The 22,151-nt window shown below is 73.2% G+C and carries 19 protein-coding genes, 1 pseudogene and 1 riboswitch; of the genes and pseudogenes, 10 read left to right on the plus strand and 10 right to left on the minus strand.

The genetic code is table 11. The features are described 5' to 3' along the window. From ACFXGA_RS19345 to ACFXGA_RS19355, 3 genes are all read right to left on the minus strand, one after another. The coding region (locus ACFXGA_RS19345) for a DUF885 domain-containing protein (RefSeq protein WP_378089686.1) at window positions 1-1,539 on the minus strand (1,539 nt) is incomplete at its 3' end. Window positions 1,540-1,556: 17 nt separating this feature from the next. Then, on the minus strand, window positions 1,557-2,594 hold the full coding sequence (locus ACFXGA_RS19350; protein WP_378089688.1) for an NAD(P)H-dependent flavin oxidoreductase: 1,038 nt from the start codon (window positions 2,592-2,594) through the stop codon (window positions 1,557-1,559). A 232-nt stretch (window positions 2,595-2,826) separates the two neighbouring features. Beyond that, window positions 2,827-4,311: a chitinase gene (locus ACFXGA_RS19355; protein ID WP_378089690.1), complete on the minus strand. Its 1,485-nt coding sequence runs from the start codon at window positions 4,309-4,311 to the stop codon at window positions 2,827-2,829. Window positions 4,312-4,419: 108 nt separating this feature from the next. On the opposite strand from ACFXGA_RS19355, the gene ACFXGA_RS19360 reads away from it, so the two are divergent. Both ACFXGA_RS19360 and ACFXGA_RS19365 read left to right on the plus strand, forming a co-directional pair. Further along, entirely contained in the window at window positions 4,420-4,845 is a 426-nt protein-coding gene (locus tag ACFXGA_RS19360; protein WP_378089692.1) for an HD domain-containing protein, read from the plus strand. A gap of 120 nt (window positions 4,846-4,965) precedes the next feature. Continuing rightward, window positions 4,966-5,187 carry a hypothetical protein gene (locus ACFXGA_RS19365; RefSeq protein WP_378089694.1) on the plus strand — a complete coding sequence of 74 codons (222 nt, stop codon included), beginning with the start codon at window positions 4,966-4,968 and terminating at the stop codon, window positions 5,185-5,187. A 54-nt stretch (window positions 5,188-5,241) separates the two neighbouring features. Here the strand turns inward: ACFXGA_RS19365 and ACFXGA_RS19370 are convergent, their stop codons facing one another. Continuing rightward, window positions 5,242-5,811 (minus strand): Uma2 family endonuclease, encoded by a 570-nt coding sequence (locus ACFXGA_RS19370; RefSeq protein WP_378089697.1) that lies wholly within the window; start codon window positions 5,809-5,811, stop codon window positions 5,242-5,244. Window positions 5,812-5,927: 116 nt separating this feature from the next. Next, entirely contained in the window at window positions 5,928-7,772 is a 1,845-nt protein-coding gene (lepA, locus tag ACFXGA_RS19375; RefSeq protein ID WP_378089699.1) for a translation elongation factor 4, read from the minus strand. A gap of 138 nt (window positions 7,773-7,910) precedes the next feature. Here lepA and ACFXGA_RS19380 point away from each other — a divergent pair, with 138 nt between their 5' ends. Both ACFXGA_RS19380 and ACFXGA_RS19385 read left to right on the plus strand, forming a co-directional pair. Beyond that, a complete protein-coding gene (locus ACFXGA_RS19380; protein WP_378089701.1) occupies window positions 7,911-8,345 on the plus strand; it encodes a type II toxin-antitoxin system PemK/MazF family toxin in 435 nt (144 codons plus the stop codon). Between the two features lie 109 nt (window positions 8,346-8,454). Further along, a complete protein-coding gene (locus ACFXGA_RS19385) occupies window positions 8,455-9,051 on the plus strand; it encodes a class I SAM-dependent methyltransferase (RefSeq protein ID WP_378089703.1) in 597 nt (198 codons plus the stop codon). On the opposite strand, the gene ACFXGA_RS19390 is transcribed toward ACFXGA_RS19385, so the two are convergent. Together ACFXGA_RS19390 and ACFXGA_RS19395 are read right to left on the minus strand one after the other, a co-directional pair. Further along, window positions 9,028-9,396: a VOC family protein gene (locus tag ACFXGA_RS19390; RefSeq protein ID WP_378089705.1), complete on the minus strand. Its 369-nt coding sequence runs from the start codon at window positions 9,394-9,396 to the stop codon at window positions 9,028-9,030. The genes ACFXGA_RS19385 and ACFXGA_RS19390 overlap by 24 nt on opposite strands. A gap of 118 nt (window positions 9,397-9,514) precedes the next feature. Next, complete coding sequence (locus ACFXGA_RS19395) at window positions 9,515-10,624, minus strand: winged helix DNA-binding domain-containing protein (RefSeq protein ID WP_378089707.1); 1,110 nt, start codon at window positions 10,622-10,624, stop codon at window positions 9,515-9,517. A 119-nt stretch (window positions 10,625-10,743) separates the two neighbouring features. Here ACFXGA_RS19395 and ACFXGA_RS19400 point away from each other — a divergent pair, with 119 nt between their 5' ends. The 3 genes from ACFXGA_RS19400 to ACFXGA_RS19410 all read left to right on the plus strand — a co-directional run bounded on the left by ACFXGA_RS19400 (window position 10,744) and on the right by ACFXGA_RS19410 (window position 12,826). Then, window positions 10,744-11,667, plus strand: a complete 924-nt coding sequence (locus ACFXGA_RS19400; protein WP_378089708.1) for an SPFH domain-containing protein — start codon at window positions 10,744-10,746, stop codon at window positions 11,665-11,667. A gap of 1 nt (window position 11,668) precedes the next feature. Beyond that, the gene (locus ACFXGA_RS19405; protein ID WP_378089710.1) at window positions 11,669-11,893 is read left to right on the plus strand and encodes a hypothetical protein; all 225 of its coding nucleotides are present in this window, start codon (window positions 11,669-11,671) and stop codon (window positions 11,891-11,893) included. 153 nt (window positions 11,894-12,046) lie between these two features. Then, on the plus strand, window positions 12,047-12,826 hold the full coding sequence (locus ACFXGA_RS19410; protein WP_378089712.1) for a VOC family protein: 780 nt from the start codon (window positions 12,047-12,049) through the stop codon (window positions 12,824-12,826). Here the strand turns inward: ACFXGA_RS19410 and ACFXGA_RS19415 are convergent. Beyond that, window positions 12,795-13,598: a sulfite exporter TauE/SafE family protein gene (locus tag ACFXGA_RS19415; RefSeq protein ID WP_378089714.1), complete on the minus strand. Its 804-nt coding sequence runs from the start codon at window positions 13,596-13,598 to the stop codon at window positions 12,795-12,797. The genes ACFXGA_RS19410 and ACFXGA_RS19415 overlap by 32 nt on opposite strands. 147 nt (window positions 13,599-13,745) lie before the next feature. Between ACFXGA_RS19415 and ACFXGA_RS19420 the strand changes: the two genes are divergently transcribed. Next, on the plus strand, window positions 13,746-16,025 hold the full coding sequence (locus ACFXGA_RS19420) for a glycoside hydrolase family 3 N-terminal domain-containing protein (RefSeq protein ID WP_378089716.1): 2,280 nt from the start codon (window positions 13,746-13,748) through the stop codon (window positions 16,023-16,025). A gap of 224 nt (window positions 16,026-16,249) precedes the next feature. Next, window positions 16,250-16,510 carry a 30S ribosomal protein S20 gene (rpsT, locus tag ACFXGA_RS19425; RefSeq protein WP_378089718.1) on the plus strand — a complete coding sequence of 87 codons (261 nt, stop codon included), beginning with the start codon at window positions 16,250-16,252 and terminating at the stop codon, window positions 16,508-16,510. 107 nt (window positions 16,511-16,617) lie between these two features. On the opposite strand, the gene holA is transcribed toward rpsT, so the two are convergent. Further along, a complete protein-coding gene (gene holA, locus ACFXGA_RS19430; RefSeq protein ID WP_378089720.1) occupies window positions 16,618-17,601 on the minus strand; it encodes a DNA polymerase III subunit delta in 984 nt (327 codons plus the stop codon). 96 nt (window positions 17,602-17,697) lie between these two features. Beyond that, window positions 17,698-17,813: riboswitch (SAM riboswitch) on the plus strand. A gap of 11 nt (window positions 17,814-17,824) precedes the next feature. Here holA and thrC point away from each other — a divergent pair. Further along, window positions 17,825-19,087 (plus strand): threonine synthase, encoded by a 1,263-nt coding sequence (gene thrC, locus ACFXGA_RS19435; RefSeq protein WP_378089723.1) that lies wholly within the window; start codon window positions 17,825-17,827, stop codon window positions 19,085-19,087. Between the two features lie 760 nt (window positions 19,088-19,847). Here the strand turns inward: thrC and ACFXGA_RS19440 are convergent. Beyond that, a pseudogene (locus ACFXGA_RS19440) lies at window positions 19,848-22,118 on the minus strand (DNA internalization-related competence protein ComEC/Rec2); the annotation flags it as partial. Window positions 22,119-22,151 lie beyond the last annotated feature (33 nt).

A 22,151-nucleotide genomic window follows, 5' to 3' on the forward strand; every position in this document is an offset into this window, starting at 1 on the left:
CGCGCGGGCCCGCCCCGCCCGCGCCCCCCCCCCCGCGCGCGCGCGGGCGGGGGGTGGGCCCCGCCGCCCCTCGGAGCGGGCGCCCCGGGCGGGCGCGGGGTTCTCGATGTACCGGTCGACCTCGGAGAAGATGTCCACGTCGGGCATGACCGCGTTGGCGCGCAGGTAGTCCACGGCCTGCTGCCGCGACCAGCCCATCGCGTGCAGGCCGGTGTCCACCACCAGGCGGGCGGCGCGCAGCGAGTCGGCCGACAGCATCCCCAGCCGCGCCACGTCGTCGCTGTAGAGGCCCATCTCGTCGGCCAGCCGCTCGGTGTAGAGCGCCCACCCCTCCAGGTACGCCTCGATGGACGCGAACCGCCGCAGCAGCGGCAGGTCGCGCAACTCCTGGGCGAGCGCGATCTGGAAGTGGTGGCCCGGCACGCCCTCGTGGAACGCGGTGGCCTCGGCGCTGAACCGGTCGCGCAGCTCGGCCTGGTGCGTGTTGACGAAGTAGGTGCCCGGCCGGGAGCCGTCCATCGCGGGGTCCACGTAGTAGGCCAGCGGCGCGTTCGGCGCCTCCGCTTCGGGCACGGCCTCCACCGCGCACCGGGTCGACGGCACCGTGCCGAACCAGTCCCCCGCGACCGCCTCGGCGCGGGCGATGGTCGCCGCGGCCAGCGACACCATGTCCTCGGCGCGGCCCCAGCGCAGCGCCGGGTCGGCGAGCAGGCGGGCGCGCACGCCGGCGGCCGTGGTGGGGCCGAACACCCGGCCGCCGATCTCCTCGTACTCCCCGTCCAGCCGCTCGATCAGGTCCAGGCCGATCCGGTGCAGCTCCTCGGGGGTGTGGCCGGTGGTGGTGTACGTGCGGACGAGGTCCGCGTAGATCAGGTCGCCGTCGGGCAGCCAGCACAGGCCGGGCTGGTCCTCGCCACGACCGCGGCCGACCACCTCGGCGCGCAGGAACTCGCGGTAGCGGGCGACAGCCGGGTGCACGATCTCGTGCAGCAGCCGCGCGCAGACGTCGGCGAACGGCGTGCCGCGCAACGGCGTGCAGAGCGGGTCGTCGTCCTCGGCCAGGTAGCGGTCGATGCGGCCGACGGCGGCTTCCACGAGGTGCCTCAGCGGACGGCGGGCGGAGTCGCGCTGCCGCCGGGTGAGCGCGTCCAGGTAGGCGGGTAACGCCGACAGCCGGGTCAGGTATGCCTGTCGCGCCCGGTCGTCGGACGGCCGGACCAGCGGCAGCGCGCCGAGCAGCACGACCAGCGGCGCGTTGAGCCCTCCGGCGTGGGTGTGCTCCACCAGGTGCGAGTCCAGGCGGTGCACCAGACCCCATGCCTCCTGCGCGACCACCGCACGCGTCACCGCGTCGTCGTCCCCGCCGCGCGCACGGCGCGCTATGTCGTGGGCGCGGTCGCGCAGCGCGCGTTCGCCGTCGAGGCTCGGGTCCGGCAGCCGGTCGTCCCAGCCGGGGATCCCGAGCAGCGTGGCCATGACGGGATCGGCGTCCAGGACCAGGGTCAGCATCTCGTCGGCGAGTTCGCGCGCGGTGGTCACGTCGTCATTCTGTGGTGCTACGCCGGGGGAATGCGCGTGTTCGCGACGGAAAGCGCCTGGCGCGCCTCGGCGAGCAACCGGGCGACGACCTCGGCCGCCGGGGCCGGTCGGGCCAACGCGTACGTCTGCCCGGCCCACAACGACATCAGCTCCGGGTCGCCCGCCGCGCGCACCGGCCGGGTCAGGTGGTGCACCTCCGGGTACGCGGCCGGCGCCCGGTCCTGGTTCTCCAGCAGGAACCGGTTCACCAGGCCGCGCGCGGGACGTCCGCTGAACGCCCTGGTCAACGCCGTGCGGCGGGTGCCTTCGGCGAGGGCCTGGCGGTGCGCGGCGGACGTGCCCGCCTCCGGCGTGGCGAGGAACGCGGTGCCCAGCTGCGCCGCGACCGCGCCCGCGACGATGACGGCGGCGACGTCCGCGCCGTGCACCAGGCCGCCGGCCGCGACCAGCGGCAGGTCCACCTTGGCGCGCACCAGGCGCAGCGCGGCCAGCAGCCCCAGCAGCTCGCCGCCGCCGGGCGAGACGCCGTCGTCGCTGAACGTGCCGCGGTGCCCGCCCGCGTCGCCGCCCTGCACGCACAGCGCGTCCGCGCCGACCTGGGCCGCCTGCACGGCCTCCTGCGGGGTGGTGACCGTGACGACGACCGTCGAGCCCGCCGCGTGCAGGCGGTGCACGTCCTCCGGGGCGGGCAGGCCGAACGTGAACGAGACCACCGGGACCCGCAGCGCCATCACGAGTTCGAGCTTGGCGGCGTAGGAGTCGTCGTCCCACCGCGGCTCGCCCGGTTCGGTCGGCGACTGCGCCCGCACCCGGTCGCGGTAGCCGGACAGGTCGGCGGTCGACCGGGGGCCGGGCACGAACAGGTTGACCCCGAACGGCCGGTCGGACAGCGCGGTGGTGGCGGTGATCTGCTCGGCCAGCGCCTCGACGGACAGGTAGCCGGCGGCCAGGAACCCGAGACCGCCCGCCCGGCCGACCTCGGCCACGAGCGCGGGTGTGGACACCCCGCCCGCCATCGGCGCGGCGATCACGGGCACTTCGAGTCGGTCCAACATGGAACGACCCTAAACCCCGTCACCGCCGCGGTCACGTCGTGGCAGCTCACGGGCTCGGGGCGGCAAAACGGACCGTTCCGGGCGGACAACCCGGGCGTTCCGAACGCAGGACACGGTCGTTCTGAACGCAGGACACGGTCGTTCTGAACGCAGGACACGGGCGTTCTGAACGTAGGACACGCGCGTGCCGGGCGTAGGACTCGCGCGAGAGTCCTACGCCCGGCGCGGTGGGTCAGGGCAGCGTGTCCAGGTGCGGGGCCACCGTGTTGGCGAACTGCCAGTTGTTCGAGGCGTCCCAGTTGATCGACCACGTCATCGCGCCGCGGATGCCCGGCCAGGTCTGCGAGGGCTTGAACGACCCGCAGTTCGTGCCCTTGGCGAGGCAGTTCAGCGCCGCGTTGACGTTGGCGGGCGACTGGTAGCCGCCGCCCGCGCCCGACGGCGAGGCGGGCAGGCCCAGGCCGACCTGGTCGGGCCGCAGGCCGTTCTGGAGCTGGATGCAGGCGAGCGCGACCAGGAAGTCGACCGTGCCCTGGGCGTAGACCTTCTGGTCGCAGCCGAGCATCGTGCCGGAGTTGTAGAACTGCATGTTCACCACGGTGAGGATGTCCTTCACCGCGAGCGCCAGCTTGAAGTACTCCTGGCCGGTGGACTGCATGTCGATGGTCTGCGGGGCCATCGTGATGACCTTGCCGCCGGCCGCGTTGATCGCGCGCAGCGCCTGCGCCATGTAGGTGGCGTTGACGCCGTTCTCCAGGTCGATGTCCACGCCGTCGAACCCGTAGTTCGCGATCAGGGTCTTCACGCTGTTGGCGAAGTTCGTCGCGGCGGTGGCGTTGCCGACGCTGATCGTGCCCTTCTCGCCGCCCACCGAGATGATCACCTTCTGGCCGCGGGACTGCAGCGTGCGGACGTCGGCCTTGAACTGGGCGTCGGTGTAGCCGCCGAGCTTGCTCGACAACGTCGGGTCGAGCGTGAACGAGACCGCGCCCGGAGTGGTGGTGGCGTCGGCGAACGCGACCGCCACGATGTCGTAGGTGGTCGGCACGTCGGCGAGCTTGAGCAGGCGCGAGCCGTTGTCGAAGTTGTGCCAGTAGCCGGTGAGCAGGTGCTTCGGCAGCGACGGGTTGGGATTGCCGGTCGTCGTCGTGGTGGTCGTCGTGGTGGTCGTGGTCGTCGTCGTGGTGGACGTGGTGGTGCTGGTCGTGGTGCTCGTCGGCGGGGTGCCGGGGCCGTCCAGGCTCACGTCGTCGGCGTAGAACGTCGGCTGGCCGTACCAGCCGTGCAGGTAGATCGTCACGCTGCCGGTCGCGCCGGTGGTGAAGTCGATCGAGAGCTGGCCGAAGCCCGCCGAGCCCGGCGTCCAGGTGCTCTTGTCGCCGCTGCCGGTGCCCGTCACGCCGAGGTACACGTAGCTGCCCTGCACCCACGCGGACAGCTTGTAGGCGGTGTTGGCCTGCACGGCGATCGTCTGCGAGCAGCGGGCGTTGTCCTGGCCCGCCGGGGTGCCCGCCAGGGCGGCCGTGCCGCTGCGCTTGGTCGTGGTCACCGCCGTCGCCGCGGCGCTGCACGTCCACCCGCCCGTGCCGCCCTCGAAGCCGGGGTTGGCGACCAGGTTGGCGGCCGACGCGCTGCCCGCGACCACCAGGGTCAGGCCCGCGACGGCCAGCAGGCCCGCCAGCACCGCGCCCAGCACGCGTCTCGTCCTCGGAACCACGTCCACCTCCACGTTCTCGTCGGCGGCCAAAGCCCAGCACAGGTGACGTGGGCCACTCGAAAAATGGACTAGACCACTGGGCCTTGTCAAGGGTGTGACCATGGGCTCGTGACGTTCACCGTTGATGACGCGATCCGGATCGCGCGCGCCGCCCACGAGGGGCAGGTCGACAAGTCCGGCCGGCCGTACATCGACCACCCGCTGCGGGTGATGGGCCGGGTGTCCGGCGAGCACGCGCGCATGGCCGCCGTGCTGCACGACGTGGTCGAGGACACCGACGTCACCGCCGAGGACCTGCGGGCCGCCGGGTGCCCGCCGGAGGTGGTCGCGACCGTGCTGGCGCTGAGCCACCGCGACGGCGAGTCGCAGGAGGACTACCTGGCCCGGGTGCGGACCGACCCCGTCGCGGTGGCCGTGAAGCGGGCCGACATCGCCGACAACACGTCACCGCCCCGACTGGCGCTGCTGGACCCCGCGACCCGCGACCGGCTGCGCGCGAAGTACGCGCGGGCGCTCGACCTGCTGGACCGGTGACACGGCCTTCACGCGGCCGTGACAGTTGCGGCGGAGATCACGGCGCAGGCAGTCGCGCAAGGCTCTGACGTGCGGCATCATGGTAGGTGAACCGATACAGATGGCCGACCGAAAGGCGACATGACCAACGCTCTGAAGACCGTTCGCACGTACTTCGCCACCCGGCGGCAGATCCGCAAGCGGGAAGCGGACCTGAACCGCGAGTTGGCCGCCTACGACACCCCGAGCGCCCGGATGGACATGGAAGCCATCCTCGCCCGCCACTCGAGCCACGAGGCGCGTGAGATCGAAGCGATCCTCCGCCGCCACGCGCTCAACGGCATGCTCCGCAACCACAGCTGAGCCGCCGCACCCTGCGAGGGCCTTCAGGACAGGGGCGTCCTGAAGGCCCTTCCGTCATTCCGACGTCTCCCGCAGCGCACCGAGCAGCTCGGCGGGCACGACCCGCACCGGGAACGGCAGCGTCGCGTCGAACGGGTCCTCCCCCTTCACCTCGGCCACCTGCCGGTAATGGCCTTCGCCGTCGAGTTCGAACACGGCCATCACCGGCTCCTGGGGATCGATCACCCAATAGCTCACGACACCCATGCGTTCGTAGGCGTTCTTCTTGACGGTCAGGTCACGGATACCCGTGCTCGGCGAAAGCACTTCCACCGCCAGCAATGGCGCGACGGGCAGCACCTTGTCCGTGAAATCGGCACGACGACCCACGAGGACATCGGGCTGGACCTCGGTCTTCGCGGTGGTCTGCACGGCGAACGGAGCCGGTAGCGCGGTCAGGTCCTCCGGGCACGCCGCGCGCAAGCGCCCGCAGAGCTCCGCCACGATTTCCTGGTGCCGGTACCCCGGTGCCGGGCTCACGAGCAGCTCACCGTCGACCAGCTCGTAGCGACGTCCGTCATCGGGCATGCCCTCCAGGTCTTCGACCGTGTAGGGACCGCTCCTGTGTTCAACCATGACGGTCATGGTCCCCTCCTTCCGGTTGTCGCGCCAACCATGGCAGAGGGAATCCGCGAAAAAAGGCATCCGCGCCGATCAACCACCCGAAGATGTGCCGATCGGCGCGGAATTGGCCGGTGGTCCTACTTCTTGCCCTTGTCCTTGCCGGAGTCCTCGGTGGACAGGGCGGCGACGAAGGCTTCCTGGGGGACCTCGACGCGGCCCACCATCTTCATCCGCTTCTTGCCTTCCTTCTGCTTCTCCAGCAGCTTGCGCTTGCGGGTGATGTCACCGCCGTAGCACTTCGCGAGCACGTCCTTGCGCATCGCGCGAATCGTCTCGCGGGCGATCACCCGCGCGCCGATGGCGGCCTGGATCGGCACCTCGAACTGCTGCCGCGGGATCAGCTCGCGCAGCTTGGTGGCCATCTTGGTGCCGTAGCCGTAGGCGTGGTCCTTGTGCACGATCGCGCTGAACGCGTCCACCGGCTCGCCCTGGAGCAGGATGTCCACCTTCACCAGCTCGGCGTTCTGCTCGCCCGACTCCTCGTAGTCCAGCGACGCGTAACCGCGCGTGCGGGACTTCAGCGAGTCGAAGAAGTCGAAGATGATCTCGCCGAGCGGCATGGTGTAGCGCAGCTCGACGCGGTCCTCGGACAGGTAGTCCATGCCGCCGAGCTGGCCGCGCTTGGACTGGCACAGCTCCATGATCGCGCCGATGTAGTCGCTCGGCGCGATGATCGTGCACTTGGTGACCGGCTCGTAGACCTCGGCCCGCTTGCCCTCGGGCCAGTCGGACGGGTTGGTCACGACGTGCTCGGTGCCGTCGTCCATGACGACGCGGTACACCACGTTCGGCGCGGTGGAGATCAGGTCCAGGCCGAACTCGCGCTCCAGCCGGTCGCGGGTGATCTCCAGGTGCAGCAGGCCGAGGAAGCCGCACCGGAAGCCGAAGCCGAGCGCGGCCGACGTCTCCGGCTCGAACGTCAGCGCGGCGTCGTTGAGCTGCAGCTTCTCCAGCGCCTCGCGCAGCACCGGGTAGTCGGAGCCGTCCACCGGGTACAGCCCCGAGTAGACCATGGGCTTGGGCTCGCGGTACCCGGCCAGCGGCTCGGTCGCGCCCTTCTTGTCCCAGGTGACGGTGTCGCCGACCTTGGACTGCCGCACGTCCTTCACGCCGGTGATCAGGTAGCCCACCTCGCCGACGCCGAGCCCGCGGCTGGGCTTGGGCTCGGGCGAGATGATGCCGACCTCCAGCAGCTCGTGCGTCGCGCCGGTAGACATCATCTTGATCCGCTCGCGCGGGGTGATCCGGCCGTCCACCACGCGGATGTAGGTGACCACGCCGCGGTAGGTGTCGTAGACCGAGTCGAAGATCATCGCGCGGGCCGGCGCGTCGGCGTCGCCGACCGGCGCGGGCACCCGCCGCACGACCTCGTCCAGCAGCTCGCCGACGCCGAGGCCGGTCTTGGCCGAGACCCGCAGCACCTCCTCGGGCTCGCACCCGACGATGTGCGCCAGCTCCTTGGCGTACTTGTCCGGGTCCGCCGCGGGCAGGTCGATCTTGTTCAGCACCGGGATGATGGTGAGGTCGTTCTCCATCGCCAGGTACAGGTTGGCCAGCGTCTGCGCCTCGATGCCCTGGGCGGCGTCGACCAGCAGCACGGTGCCCTCGCACGCCTCCAGGGCCCGCGACACCTCGTAGGTGAAGTCGACGTGACCCGGCGTGTCGATCATGTGCAGCACGTGGTCCTGGCCGTCGAGCTGCCACGGCAGGCGCACGTTCTGCGCCTTGATCGTGATGCCGCGCTCCCGCTCGATGTCCATGCGGTCGAGGTACTGCGCGCGCATCGCCCGCTCCTCGACGACGCCGGTGAGCTGCAGCATGCGGTCGGCCAGCGTCGACTTGCCGTGGTCGATGTGCGCGATGATGCAGAAGTTCCGGATCAGCTCCGGAGGCGTGAACGTCTGGTCGGCGAACGTGCTCACTCAGGTTCCTCGCACAGGAAGGACGGGGGCCTACTTCACTGGACGCGGACGAAGGCCCAGTTCGACAACACACAGCATCTCATGTCCCGGCGTGGCGGCGTCCCCCCTGGGCGTGACCGAGGCCATAAGCTGCCCGCCGTGTACGCGAACGGTGAAGACCCCCGCCCGGCCAGGGGCGCGGTGCGCGAGGTCCACTCGGCCGCGGTGGCGGCCACCCTGGAGTACTCGCCCGACCTGGACGGCCTGGCCGACCCGGGCGAGGTGGTGTGGGCCTGGGTGCCCTTCGAGGAGGACCCGAACCGCGGCAAGGACCGCCCGCTGCTGGTCGTCGGCCGCCACCGCCGCGCGCTGCTGGGCCTGATGCTGACCAGCAAGACCCCCGACCGGCACGAGGCGGACGACTGCCTCGACCTGGGCTCGGGCCGCTGGGACCGGGACGGGCGGCACTCCTACCTGCGCCTGGACCGCGTGTTCGAGCTGGACGAGGACGACATCCGGCGCGAGGGCTCGGTGCTGGAGCCGGAGCGGTTCTCGCTGGTCGTGGACGCGCTGCGGCGGCTGGGCTGGCGCTGAGGCGCGGCGGGGTTCTCCGGGGCCGGCGAGGGCTTCGGGGCCGCATCTCCGGCATCGCCTCGGGGCGATCCCCGATGCCGCCCGACCACCCGCCGACGACCCTGGGGTCATGGCGAACAACCTGATGAAGGCGCTCGACGCGGCGTTCGGGCACCCCCGCGGCAAGGTGGGCGAGCTGGGCGGCCGGGTGATGGCCGTGCTGAACGCCAAGGTGGAGGAGCACGTCACCGAGGTGGCCGCGCCGACGGCCGAGGAGGTCGTGCTGGTGCTCGGCCCCGGTCCGGGTGTGGGCCTCAAGCTGGCCGGCGAACGCGCGCTCAAGGCCATCGGCGTCGACCCGTCGCAGGTCATGCTGGACGAGGCGCGGGTCCGGTGCGCCGAGCTGATCGTGGCGGGCCGGGTGGAGCTGCACGAGGGCGCGGCGACGCGGACCGGCCGGCCGGAGGACTCGGTGGACGTGGTCGTGTCGGTGAACAACCTCCAGCTCTGGGGCAACCGGCCGGCCGCGTTCCACGAGCTGTTCCGGGTGCTGCGGCCCGGCGGCAGGCTGGTCGCCTCCGTGCACCGGCGGGCGCTGGACACGTCCGAGTACGACCTGATCCGGGAGGCCGAGGCGGCCGGGTTCACCGAGGTGCGCACGTCGTTGCACCAGTACGGCGGCGTGGTCGGGCCGGCCGTGCAGCTACTGGCGCGGGTCCCGGCGTAGCGGGTGGTCGGCGGGCACCTCCACCAGCGCGATCCGCCGCCCGTCCGGGTCGGCGACCCACAGCTCGTCCAGGCCCCACGGCTCGCGCCGGGCGGGCCGGACGACGTGCTCGGCGAGGTCCTCGGCGGCGCGGGCGAGGTCGCGCACCTGGAGCCACAGCTGCGTGGCGTCGGTGGGGTCCGCGTCGGCGTGGCCGGAGACCTCCAGGAACCCCTGGCCGAGGAAGAACACGGTGCCGCCGGGGAACTCGCGGTGCACGGCCAGGCCCAGCACGTCCCGGTAGAACGCGCGGGCGCGCTCGGGGTCGCGTGACCGGATCAGGACGCGGCTGCTGAGGATCTCCACGTCCCCAGGCCATCACACGGTGGGGTCGAGCGCCATTCGCCCGTGCGCGTCCGCGCGGCCGACCCCGCGCCGGCCGCGCTCGAGCGGTCCCGTGCCCGAGTCACGCGCACGGTGACCCTCAGGGGCGCGATACCGCCGGCGGGGTCGTCCGGACCTCGTGCCGCGGCACGTCCGGGGCGAGGAACGACAGCAGCCGCGCGCCCTCCCGCTCCACCTCGTCCGGCGCGGTCAGGCGGTGGAACGGCCGCAGCTCCAGCGTGGCGGCCTCCCTGGTGCGGTGCACCGCCCAGTCGCCCGCCGTGACGCCGTCGACCAGGAAGAACTGCGGCACGGGCCCGTGCGGGTCGTAGTCGCGCGCACGCACGTCGTCGGTGACGATCCGCCGCCGGTCGGCGTGCGAGAGCAGCACGTTGTCGAAGTCGTAGAGGAACCGCACCGGCGCGGGCACGTCCTCGTCCGGCCGGGGCGCGTCGGGCAGGTCGAACAGCTCCTGGCCGTCCTCGTCGCGCAGCCGCAGCAGCGGCAGCTCCTCGACCACCTCGCGCAGCCGGGTCAGGCCGGACCACGTCTGCACGTCCTTCACCGTCGCGGGCCCGAACGCGGCCAGGTAGCGCCGCACCAGGCCGTCCACCGACGGCTTGTCCGCCACGGACGCGCCCAGCCACGTCTCCACGGTCGTGTGCGCGATCGACCCGCTGCGACCCCACACCCCGCGCGGCGGCACCTGCACCAGCGGCGCGAGGCAGCGGATGGCGTAGGCCAGCGCGGCGGCGGACCGGTCCGGCCACCGCTGCCGGAGCAGCGCGCCCAGCTCCTTGTTGGTGCGCGGCGCCTCGGCCAGCAACGCGCGGCCGGCGGCCACCACGGCGTCCACGTCGAGACCGCGCATGTCCCGGCCGTGGGTGTAGTTGCGGAACAGGTCCCGGTCGAGCGCGGGCTGCACGGCGGGGCGCAGCTCCAGCGCGTCGGCCGCGGTGACCAGGTGGATGGTCGAGCGCATCAGGGCGATGCGCACGAGCCGCCGGTTCACCAGCGCGTCGGCGGCCAGGTCCGGGGTGAAGCCGGCGACGCGCGACCACAGGCCGGTGTACCAGGTGTGCGGGGTCTGCGCCTGGAGCCCGACCAGGCGGGTGACGACTTCGGGCACCGTCGCGTCGGTGCGGGCCAGCAGGAACTGCCTGGCCAGGGTGGCGCGACCGAGGGCGCGACGGCTCAGTACCGGGATCATGCGCCCAGAGTAGGAACGATTGCGGACAACTCCGGTCCTCATAGCGTCGCGACTTGCCGTGCGGCGAAAAAAAGTGATATCACTTTGCTAAGCACGCGATATGAGATCAGAGGTGGGACATGGACGCGACGACGGACGTGGCGGTGCGGATGCCCGCGCCTGCGGTGCGGGAGAAGGCGGCGGTCGCCGCGCCCGGCATCCTGGCGTTCTTCATCGGGCTGCTGGCGCTGGCGGTCGGGGTGCTGCTGGTGGTCGTGTCGGTGGTCCCCGACCCGGAGGACCCGAACGTGCCCGCGGCGGTCGCCGGGCTGGTCGTCCTCACCGGCGGCGGCATCGGGCTGCGCGGGCTGTTCACCGTGGCGCCGGGCGAGGCGCGGGTGCTGCAGTTCCTCGGCCGCTACACGGGCACGGTCCGCCAGGACGGGCTGCGCTGGGCGAACCCGTTCAGCACCCGGGCCAAGGTCTCCACCCGGATCCGCAACCACGAGACCGCGACGTTGAAGGTCAACGACGCCGACGGCAACCCGATCGAGATCGCCGCCGTGGTGGTGTGGCAGGTGGACGACACGGCGCGGGCCATGTTCGAGGTGGACGACTTCGTGCGGTTCGTCGGCATCCAGACCGAGACCGCGGTGCGGCACATCGCGACCAGCTACCCCTACGACAACCACGAGGAGTCCGGCCTGTCGCTGCGGGAGAACGCGGACGAGATCACCGAGACGCTGTCGGCGGAGATCGCGGCCCGGGTTGAGGCGGCCGGCGTGAAGGTGATCGAATCACGCCTCACGCACCTCGCCTACGCCCCGGAGATCGCCCAGGCGATGCTCCAGCGCCAGCAGGCGGGCGCGGTGGTCGCGGCGCGGACGCGGATCGTGGAGGGCGCGGTCGGCATGGTGCAGCTCGCGCTGGACCGGCTCGCCGAGGAGGACGTGGTGGACCTGGACGAGGAGCGCAAGGCGGCGATGGTGTCCAACCTGCTGGTCGTGCTCTGCGGCGACCGATCCACGCAGCCCGTGGTCAACGCCGGGTCGCTCTACACCTGACGTGGCCGAGCGCAAGAGCGTCCTGCTGCGCCTCGACCCGGCGGTGCACGACGCCCTGACGAGGTGGGCGAACGACGAGCTGCGCAGCACCAACGCGCAGATCGAGTTCCTGCTGCGCCGCGCGCTCGCCGAAGCCGGCCGCCTGCCCAACGGCGCGGGCGACCAACCCAGGCGCGGCCGTCCGCGCAAGAACCCCGCCGAACGCGGGGACGGACCGGCCGGGTGACCCGACGCCGTCGGTGCGGACCACCGCGCCGGCGGCGTCCCGGCGTCGCGGGCCACTGCCCCGGCGGCGTCCCGGCGTTGCTGCGGACCGCCGGCGCGCGTCCCGGCGTTGATCGACTCGCGGCGTGCGGCGGCCGGTGCGACCGTTGGCCGGATGAGCGAGCTGACCTCCCCGTACGCGCCCGGGACGCCCGCGTGGGTGGACATGATGACCACCGACCGGCAGGCCACCGCGGCGTTCTACGGCGGCCTGTTCGGCTGGGAGTTCGAGGTCGGCGGCCCGGAGACCGGGCACTACACGATGGCGCTCGTGCGCGGGCTGCCCGTGGCCGGGTTCGGCGAGATGCCGTCCGACGCGATGTTCCCCGTGGTGTGGACGACCTACCTGGCGACCGACGACCTGGACGAGTCGGTGGAGAAGCTGAACGCCAACGGCGGCAAGGTGCTCGTGCCGGAGTTCGACACCGGCGGGCCGGGGCGCGGCGCGATCGCGGTGGACCCGTACGGCGCGGCGTTCGGGCTGTGGGAGGCGGGCACGCACATCGGCGCGTACGTGGTCAACGAGCCCGGTTCGGTCGTGTGGAACGAGCTGGCCACCCGGGACGCGTTCGGCGCGGCCGAGTTCTACCGGCAGGTGTTCGGCGTGGGCCTGGACCCGCTGCCGGACATCCCGTACACGCAGCTGCGGGTGGACGGCAGGCCGGTGGCGGGCGTGTTCGGCATGGCCAACGAGATCCCCGCGGAGATCCCGCCGCACTGGATGACCTACTTCGCGGTGGCCGACGCGGACGCGGCCGCCCGGCGGGTGCGCGAGCTGGGCGGCGTCACGGTCGGCGACGTGGTCGAGTCGCGGTTCGGCCGGTTCACCACGGTCGGCGACCCGATGGGCGCGACGTTCCGGGTCATCCAACCGCCGCCTTCCACCCCAGACTGACCACCAGCGCCACCACGACGGTGAGGAACACGCGGCGCACGAACGCGGAGCCCCGCCGCACCGCGAGCCGCGCGCCGAAGACCGAGCCCGTCACGTTGCACAGCGCGAGCACCAGGCCCAGGCCCCACAGCACCTTCCCGGCCGGGACGAAGTACAGCAGCGCGCCGAGGTTGGTCGCCACGTTGACCACCTTGGCCGTGGCCGAGGCGCGCAGGAACGCGAACCCGACCAGGCCGACGAGCAGGAACACCAGGAACGCCCCGGTGCCCGGCCCGGCCAGGCCGTCGTAGAACCCGACCACCGCGCCGCCGAGGGCCATCACGGCGACCTGCGCGGCCCGGCTGAACCTCGGCGCCTCGGCGACGCCCAGCTCCGGCTTGCGCCAGGTGTAGAGGCCGACGCCGACCAGCGCGACGAGCACCACGCCGTTGAGCACTCCCGGCGCCAACGCGCCCGCGAACGCCGCGCCGCCCACCGCGCCGGCGAACGCGGCGACCGCCATCGGCAGCGCCGACGACCAGTCGATCGGGGTCTGCCGCGAGTAGGCGCGCACCGCCGCGGCCGTGCCGACCACGGACGCGATCTTGTTGGTGGCCAGCGCGTACAGCGGCTGGCCGCCGGGCGCGACGAGCAGCAGCGCGGGCAGCTGGATCAGTCCGCCACCGCCCACCACGGCGTCGACCGCGCCCGCGAGGGCGGCGGCGAGGCAGAGGAACAGCAGGGCGGCGAGCGAGATGTGCCCGAAGCCGGGCCAGTCGAGTGCGGCGGTCACGCGCCCATGAAACAAGACGGGCGTACTGCATTTCATGCCTTACCGGGGTGGGAGCGCTCCCAGAATGCGCCGTTCAGCCCTGTTGTGGGCGGTTTCACACAGAGAGGGTGTTCCCGGGCGTACCCCCGATCCACCTGGAGGTTCTCGGTGTTGAGATCCCGCAAGCGGACCATCGTGGCCGCGTTGGCCACGATGGCCCTCTTGGTCACCGGCGCGCAGGCCAGCGGCGTGATGGAGCCCACCGGGCAGGGCTACCTGGACGCGCGGGCGCCCGTCGACCGGCGGGTCGACGACCTCCTCAAGCGGATGACGCTGGAGGAGAAGGTCGGCCAGATGACGCAGATCCGGGTGGGCAAGCTGCGCGGCAACTGCGAGTGGAACCCCGGTCCGCTGCGCGAGGACTGCATGAAGGCCGTGCTGGAGGACGCCAAGGTCGGCTCGATCCTGTCCGGCGGCGGCGAGGCGCCGAGCCCCAACACGCCCCGCGCGTGGGCCGAGATGACCAACGCCATCCAGAAGTACGCGCTGGACCACGGCCGGCTGCGCATCCCGGTCCTCTACGGCGCGGACGGCGTGCACGGCCACAACAACGTGCTCAGCGCCACCATGTTCCCGCACCAGATCGGCCTCGGCGCGACGTGGGACCCGGAGCTGATGCGACAGCTGGGCGAGTCGACCGGCCGGGCCATGCGCGCGACCGGCGTGTTCTGGAACTTCGCGCCCGTGTCCGACATCGCGCGCGACACCAGGTGGGGCCGCTACTACGAGACCTACAGCGAGGACCCGGTGCTGGCCGGCGAGCTGGCCGCGGCGAACGTGCGCGGGCAGCAGGGCGACCCGACCGACGGCACCGCGAAGCTCACCGCGACCGCGAAGCACTTCGCGGGCTACTCGGAGCCGTTCAACGGCCACGACCGCGCGCCCGCGCAGCTGCCCATCCGGTACCTCCAGGACACCGTGCTGCCGGCGTTCCAGCCGCAGTTCGACGCGGGCGTCGGCACGGTGATGATCAACTCCGGCGCGGTCAACGGCGTGCCCGCGCACGCGTCGAAGTACCTGCTGACCACGCAGCTGCGCGACCGGATGGGCTTCCGCGGCGTGGCGATCACCGACTGGGAGGACATCCGGTTCCTGGTGGACCGCTACCACGTGGCGGCGGACTACCAGGAGGCCATCGCGATGGCCGTCAACGCGGGCGTGGACATGGCGATGGAGCCGTCGAACGCGGCCGAGTTCACCACCGGGCTGCTGGCGGCCGTGCGCAGCGGGGCGGTCCCCGGCAAGCGGATCGACCAGGCCGTGCGGCGCATCCTGAAGCTCAAGTTCGACCTGGGGCTGTTCGAGAAGCCGTTCGTGGACGCGGCCAAGGCCGACGCGATCGTCAACGGCGCGGACCGGGCGCTGGCCCGGCAGGCGGCGGCGGAGAGCGCGGTGCTGCTGCGCAACGAGGGCGTGCTGCCCCTGTCGAAGAGCGCGGGCAAGCTCGTGGTGACCGGCGACTCGGCCGACTCCGTGGCACGGCAGCTCGGCGGCTGGTCGATCGGCTGGCAGGGCGTGCCCGCCTCGTCCCCCGTGCCGCCGGCCGTCACGGTGCTCCAGGGCATCAAGGCCGCCGCCCCGGCGACGAACGTCGTGAGCGCACCCACCCAGGCCGACGCGGTCGCCCAGGCCGCCGACGCCGACGCGGTCGTCGTGGTGCTCGGCGAGGACCAGGGCGCGGAGGGCGAGGCGGACACCGAGGAGCCGGCGCTGACCGCCGAGCAGCAGGGCCTGGTGGCCGCCGTGCGGGCGACCGGCAAGCCCGTGGTGGTCGTGCTGCTGACCGGCCGGCCGATGGTGCTGGGCGCGGTGGCGGACGCGCCGGCGCTGCTCGCGGGCTGGCTGCCCGGCTCCGAGGGCGGGTCGGGGATCGCCGACGTGCTCTTCGGCACGGTCAACCCGAGCGGCCGGCTGCCGGTGTCGTGGCCGAAGACGGTCGGCGACCAGCCGTTCTCCTACGACCAGCCGCGTGGCGCGAACACCGCGCCCAGCTCGGCGTACGACCCGGCGTTCGCGTTCGGGCACGGCCTGTCGTACACGACGTTCACCACGTCCGCGCCGAAGTTGGCGTCCGCCGAGGTGCGCCGGGACGGTCAGGTCGAGGTGTCGGTGACGGTGGCCAACACCGGGGGCCGGGACGGCACCCTCGTCGTGCCCGTGTACGTGCACCAGCCGGTGAGCAAGGTGCTCACGCCGCAGCAGCGCCTGGTCGGCTTCACGCGCGTGGCGTTGAAGGCGGGCGAGCAGCGGGCGGTCGAGGTCGTGTTCGACGTCAAGCGCCTCGCGGTGACGGCCGGCGACATGGACGGCTCCGGCAAGCCCGAGGTGGCCAGGGGCGACTACGAGGTGGTGGTCGGCGACGGGCGGGCCCGGTTCACGGTGCGGTGACGAAGCCGGCCCACGATGCGGTGACCGGCCTCGACGCGCGGTGCGGTGACGAACCCGGTCCGCGGTGTGGTGACGGGACTCGATTCACGGTGCGGTGAGCTGCCCTGATATCCTTCTCGGCCGTACCGCGCGGCATTCCGCTGTGGAGGAAGACCGCCCCTTCGGGGGCGGAGCCGGTGACAGGCGCGGTGCGACCCCGAGACCGAGGAAAAGGTGGCTTTCGCGTGGCGAACATCAAGTCCCAGATGAAGCGGATCAAGACCAACGAGAAGGCGCGCCTGCGCAACAAGGCCGTCAAGTCGTCGCTCAAGACCGCGATCCGCAAGTTCCGTGAGGCCGCCGAGGCCGGTGACAAGGAGAAGGCCGTCGCGCTGGCGCGGGAGGCTTCCCGCAAGCTCGACAAGGCCGTCACCAAGGGCGTCATCCACGCCAACCAGGCCGCCAACAAGAAGTCGGCGCTGGCGCGGCGCGCCAACCAGATCTGATCCGGTCCTCACGCCGGAGCGCCGCCCACCCCACGCCGGGGTGGGCGGCGCTTTTTCGTGCCGGCGGCCGGTGAGCGCGGGCCTGTCCGGCTCCCGCCTGTGGTGGGTCAGCGCCGTCCGTGCGCTGCGACGATCTTGAGCACCGCGCGTTCCAGGGCGTAGCCGGAGTCCGCCGCGACACCCTTGACGTCCGCGTTCAGGTCCGCGACCACCGTCATGGCGGCCGCCAGCCCCCGGTCCTCCCAGCCGCGTGACTGCCCCTGGGCCTTCTTCACCTTCCACGGCGGCATGCCCAGCTCGCTCGCCAGCTTGAACGGGTCGCCCCGACCCACCGCGGACACCCGCGCGATCGTGCGCACCGCGTCGGCCAGCGCGTCGGCGACCAGCACGTGCGGCACGCCGAGCTGGATCGCCCACCGCAGCGCCTCCAGCGCGCCGGCCCGGTCGCCCATCACGGCCTTCTCCGCGACCGCGAACCCGGTCACCTCGGCCCGCCCGCGGTGGTAGCGGCGGACCGCCTCGGCGTCGACCTTGCCGCCGGTGTCGGCGACGAGCTGCGACGCCGCCGCCGCCAGCTCGCGCAGGTCCGACCCGACCGCCTCGATCAGCGCGGCCACGGCCTCCGGGTCGGCCTTGCCGCCGCCCGCCGCCCGGATCTCGTTGCGCACGAACGCTTCCCGGTCCGCCGCCTTGGTGATCCTGGGGCACTCGGTGACCCGCGCGCCCGCCTTGCGCAGCGCCGCGGGCAGCTCCTTGGCCGCCTTGCTCCGCCCGCCGCCACTGTGGACGACCACCAGCGTCACCCCGTCGGCCGGCGCCTTGGCGTAGGCGACGACCGCGTCGGCGATCTCCTTGCCGGCCTCCTGGGCGGCCTCCAGCGCGACCACGCGCCCCTCCGCGAACAGCGACGGGCTCACCAGTTCGGCCAGCTCAGGCGGGGTGAGATCGGTCACGCGGACGCGCGTCAGGTCGGCCTGCGGATCGGCCTGGCGGGCCGCCGCCAGCGCACCGCGCACCGCGCGCTCGACCAGCAACTCCTCCTCGCCGACGACCAGGTGCACGGCGTCGGGCGTGTCAGCGGACGAACTCACGCCGCGATCCTCCCACGGGCCGGCCGACGTCCGGATGGTGGACGTCTCTGGCTGAGGGTCGGGATGGTGACGTAAGTTGAAGCCACAACCGAATACCGCTCATCCAGAGGGGCAGAGGGATCGGCCCGAAGAAGCCCCGGCAACCCGTCGCACAGCGTCCGCTGGCGATCACGGTGCCAATTCCGACCCGCGACGCGCGGGAAAGATGAGGAGATACCTCGCGATGACTGCCGTCAGTGTGCCCTCGGCCACCACCTCCTTCGACCTCGGTCCCGCCCGCGCGCTGTCGTGTCGCGAGTGCGGTCACGAGACGCCGCTCGCCCCCGAATACGCCTGTCTCGAGTGTTTCGGGCCGCTGGAAGTGGCCTACGACTTCGGACGGGTCCGCCGCGAGGACATCGAGGCGGGCCCCCGGTCGATCTGGCGCTACCGCGGCCTGCTCCCCGTGCCCTCCACCGTCGAGTCGCACCCCAACACCAACCCCGGCGGCACCCGCCTGGTCGAGGCCGACCGCCTCGCCAAGGCCCTGGGCGTGCGCAAGGTGTGGGTCAAGGACGACACCGGCAACCCCACCCACTCGTTCAAGGACCGCGTGGTCGGCGTCGCCCTCGCCGCCGCCCGTGAGCTGGGCTTCAAGGTCCTGGCATGTCCCTCCACCGGCAATCTGGCCAACGCCGTGGCCGCCGCGGCGGCCCGCGCGGGCTGGCAGTCGGTCGTGCTCGTGCCGTCCACGCTGGAGCAGGCGAAGATCCTCATGACCGCCGTGTACGGCGGCAACCTGATCACCGTCGACGGCAACTACGACGACGTGAACCGGCTGGCCCAGGAACTGGCCGCCGAGCACGAGGACTGGGCGTTCGTCAACGTCAACGTCCGCCCCTACTACGCCGAGGGCTCCAAGACGCTCGGGTACGAGGTGGCCGAGCAGCTCGGCTGGCGGCTGCCCGACCAGATCGTCGTGCCGATCGCGTCCGGCTCCCAGTTGACCAAGGTGGACAAGGCCTTCCGCGAACTGGGCGAGCTCGACCTGGTCGAGCAGACCCCCTACCGGGTGTTCGGCGCGCAGGCCACCGGCTGCTCCCCCGTCTCGGCCGCCTTCAAGGCGGGCCACGACGTGGTCAGCCCGGTCCGCCCGGACACCATCGCCCGGTCGCTGGCGATCGGCGCCCCGGCCGACGGCCCCTACGTGCTGGACGCCGTCCGCCGCACCAACGGCGCGATCGAGGACGTCACCGACGAAGAGGTCGTCGAGGGCATCCGCCTCCTGGCCCGCACCGAGGGCATCTTCGCCGAGACCGCCGGCGGCGTCACCGTCGCGACCGCGAAGAAGCTCATCGAGACCGGCCAACTCGACCCGGACGGCGAGACGGTGCTCCTCATCACCGGCGACGGCCTCAAGACCCTGGACGCCCTCGGCGACCGCGTCGGCCCCCGCGCCAACGTCCCGCCCTCGGCCGAAGCGGTCATCGCGGCCCTCCGGGACTGACCCGGCAGCCGGCCCGCCGGGTGGGCACGACCGCCCCACCCGGCGGCCGCAACCCGCGAGCCGACGGTCGGCTGCACGAGACGACGCGCGTGCGGGACCTGCCCGCGACGGGCCGGATCACGCCGTCCCGTGCCGGAGGTGTCCCACGCCCCTGGAGCACGAGCCGCCTTCAGGTGGGCGGACGGCGGACCGGCGGTGGTCGGGCCGCCGGCCGTGGTCCGGTATGGCGTCGGCCCGCGGACGTCCCGGCCGCGGTACCGCCGGTCACAGGGCGATCCTCGGGGTGCGGAGCCAGCCCGTGCGCGGGAACGCGGCCAGTTCCGGCAGGACGTGCGGCCCGACCGGCTCGGTGACCACGCGCCACGCGGTGAGCATCTGCGGCCAGGGACGTTTCGCCTTCTCCTGGTTGTAGCGCTCGGAGTGCCACTCCTCCGGCGGGATCGCCAGGTCGTCGTCGAACAACGCGTCGGCGACCAGGCGGTAGGCGGAGTCGGCCGACGGCACCTGTGCCAGGCGGACCACGCCGGTGGCGGTGGCCCTGGCCACGATGCCCCGTTCGCCCTTGGGCAGGTCCTCGCACACGTAGTAGGTGAACGAGGGCCGGAGCTGCTCGCGTGGCCAGGGCTCGGCGACGTAGCCGGGTTGCCACAGGGCCCAGGCGATCGCGCGGTTGCCGCCCTGCGGGGCCCAGCCGGAGTGCAATCGGACCCACACGTCGTTCTTCATCGATCTCCCCTTGTCCGTTGTCGGTCGGGCCGCCGCCTCTGCGGGCGACCCTCGGCCCGTCCGGGCCGGCCAGGACGGCGGTGTCGCCGTCCCGGTCCGTGCGCAGCACCAGCACGCCGCTGCTCGTCAACGCGTCCACCAGCACCCCGCTGGGGTGGCCGTAGCGGTTGCCCGCGCCGACGCTCACCAACGCGATGCGCGGCCGCACCGCCGCGAGGAACGCGGGCGACGAGTACCGCGAGCCGTGGTGCGGCACCTTGAGCACGTCGGCCCGCAGGTCCACGTGCCCGCCGAGCAGGTCCGCCTGCCCGGCCAGTTCGACGTCCCCGGTCAGCAGCACCCGCCCGGCCGCGGTGGAGGCCCGCAGCACCAGCGACGCGTCGTTGACCGCCGTGTTCGTGTCGCCCACCGGGTCCGCACGCGGACCCAGCACGTCGAGCCGCAGCCCCGGCCAGCTCAGCCGCCGGCCCGCGCCCAGCTCGACCACGCGGACCCCGGCCGCCCGCGCCTGTTCCCGCACCTCCTCCCACGCCCAGTCCGGCTGCCGCGACGGCCCCACGGCCACCGCGCCCACGCCCCGTTCCGCCATCACCGCCGCCAGCCCGCCGACGTGGTCGGCGTGCAGGTGGCTGAGCACCACCAGGGGGATGCGGCGCACCCCCAGCCGGCGCAGGCACGACAGCACCGGCACCGGGTCCGGTCCCGTGTCGACCAGCACCGCCCGGTCGCGTTCGGCGGTCGCGAGGACGACCGCGTCGCCCTGGCCCACGTCGCACGCCACGACCGACCAGCCGGGCGCCGGCCAACCGGGCGAGACGACGGTGACCGGCACGGCCACCACCACCGCGCCAACGACGGCCGCCGCGACCAACGCCCGCAGCCGGCGCACCCTGACGACCACGTAGCCGAGCACCAGCACCCCGGCCAGCAACGCCCCGCCGACCCAGCCGCCCGGCCACCCGACCGCCGCACCCGGCACCGCCGCCGCGTGCCGGCCGACCGTGATCAGCCAGCCCACCGCCGGGCCGGCCACCTCGACGGCCGGCCTGGCCGCCTGGTCGTGCACCTGCGCCAGCACGGCGGCCAGCACACCGAGCACCGTGGCGGGCGCCACGACCGGCGCGACCAGCAGGTTCGCCAGCACCGCGACCAGGCTCACCTGGCCGGACAGCCCGGCGACCAGCGGCGCGGTGGCCAGGTTCGCGGCCACCGGCACCGCCAGCGCCTCGGCGAAGCCCACCGGGACGCCCCGCTCCTTCATGGCGGCGGCCCACCTCGGCGCGAGCAGCACCAGCGCCGCTGTGGCCGCCACGGACAGGCCGAACCCCGGTTCGGTGGCCAGCTCCGGGTCGTAGAGGACCAGGACCACCACCGAGGCCGCGAGCGCCGGCAACGCCGACCGCTCCCGTCCCAGCACCAGCGCGAGCAACGCCACCGCGCCCATCACGGCGGCCCGCAGCACGCTCGGCTCCGGCCCGGCCAGCACGACGAACCCGACCAACGCCGCCATCGCGCCGACCGCGCAGCCCCGCGGACCGACCCGGAGGAGCCTCAGCAGCAACAGGACCGCGCCGCAGAGGATCGCCAGGTTCGCGCCGCTGACGGCGAGCACGTGGGCCAGGCCCGCCGTGCGGAACTCCTCCACGACCCTGGGTGGCAGTCCCGAGGTGTCGCCGACGACGAGCGCGGGCAGCAGGCCGGCCGGCTCGGGGTCGAGCGCGGTGCTCGCGTCGCGCAGTCCCGCCCGCAGGTCCTCGGCGACGCGTTGCCACACCGGCGCTCCCGTCACGTCCCGCGGCGGTCCGCGGACCCGCAGCACCGCCACCGTCAACTCCCCGCCGCGCGGCGGGGCGAGCGTGCCGCGCGCGGAAACCCGTTGGCCCGGCAGGAGTTCCCGCCACCCGGCTGCCGGGGCGAGGACGGCGATCCGGCCGCCACCGTCCACCGTGGCCCGGACGAGGACCAGGTCCACGCCGCCCGCGCGGGAGCCGAACCCGCTGCTGCGCAGGCCGTGCGGCCGGTTGTCGAGTTCGAAGCGGACGGTGACGGACCCGCCGCGCTCGGCCGCCGCGCGGAGGGGGTGGTGCGCGGAGCCGTGGACCTGTGCGCCGATCCAGCACGCCGCCACCGGGCCCGCGACGGCCACCGCCACCGCCGCCTGCCGCCACGGGCGCAGTGCCAGACCGCCGAGGAGCGCGCCGGCCAGGCCGACCGCCGGCGCGGCCCACCACGCCCACAGCAGGCCGGCGAGCGCCGTCGCCCACACCACCAGTGCCGTCGGGACGAGGTACGCGCGGGGGCTCACGACTCCACCCCCGGGTGCGCGGTGCGGCCGCTG

The organism is Actinosynnema sp. NPDC059335, from assembly GCF_042752395.1.
Taxonomy (GTDB): domain Bacteria; phylum Actinomycetota; class Actinomycetes; order Mycobacteriales; family Pseudonocardiaceae; genus Actinosynnema.

Coding starts and splice junctions, on each gene's coding strand:
- ACFXGA_RS19350 (WP_378089688.1), bottom strand. CDS start 2,594: ATGTTGGACCGACTCGAAGTGCCCGTGATCGCCGCGCCGATGGCGGGC.
- ACFXGA_RS19365 (WP_378089694.1), top strand. CDS start 4,966: ATGACCAACGCTCTGAAGACCGTTCGCACGTACTTCGCCACCCGGCGG.
- ACFXGA_RS19370 (WP_378089697.1), bottom strand. CDS start 5,811: ATGACCGTCATGGTTGAACACAGGAGCGGTCCCTACACGGTCGAAGAC.
- ACFXGA_RS19385 (WP_378089703.1), top strand. CDS start 8,455: ATGGCGAACAACCTGATGAAGGCGCTCGACGCGGCGTTCGGGCACCCC.
- ACFXGA_RS19395 (WP_378089707.1), bottom strand. CDS start 10,624: ATGATCCCGGTACTGAGCCGTCGCGCCCTCGGTCGCGCCACCCTGGCC.
- ACFXGA_RS19400 (WP_378089708.1), top strand. CDS start 10,744: ATGGACGCGACGACGGACGTGGCGGTGCGGATGCCCGCGCCTGCGGTG.
- ACFXGA_RS19410 (WP_378089712.1), top strand. CDS start 12,047: ATGAGCGAGCTGACCTCCCCGTACGCGCCCGGGACGCCCGCGTGGGTG.
- thrC (WP_378089723.1), top strand. CDS start 17,825: ATGACTGCCGTCAGTGTGCCCTCGGCCACCACCTCCTTCGACCTCGGT.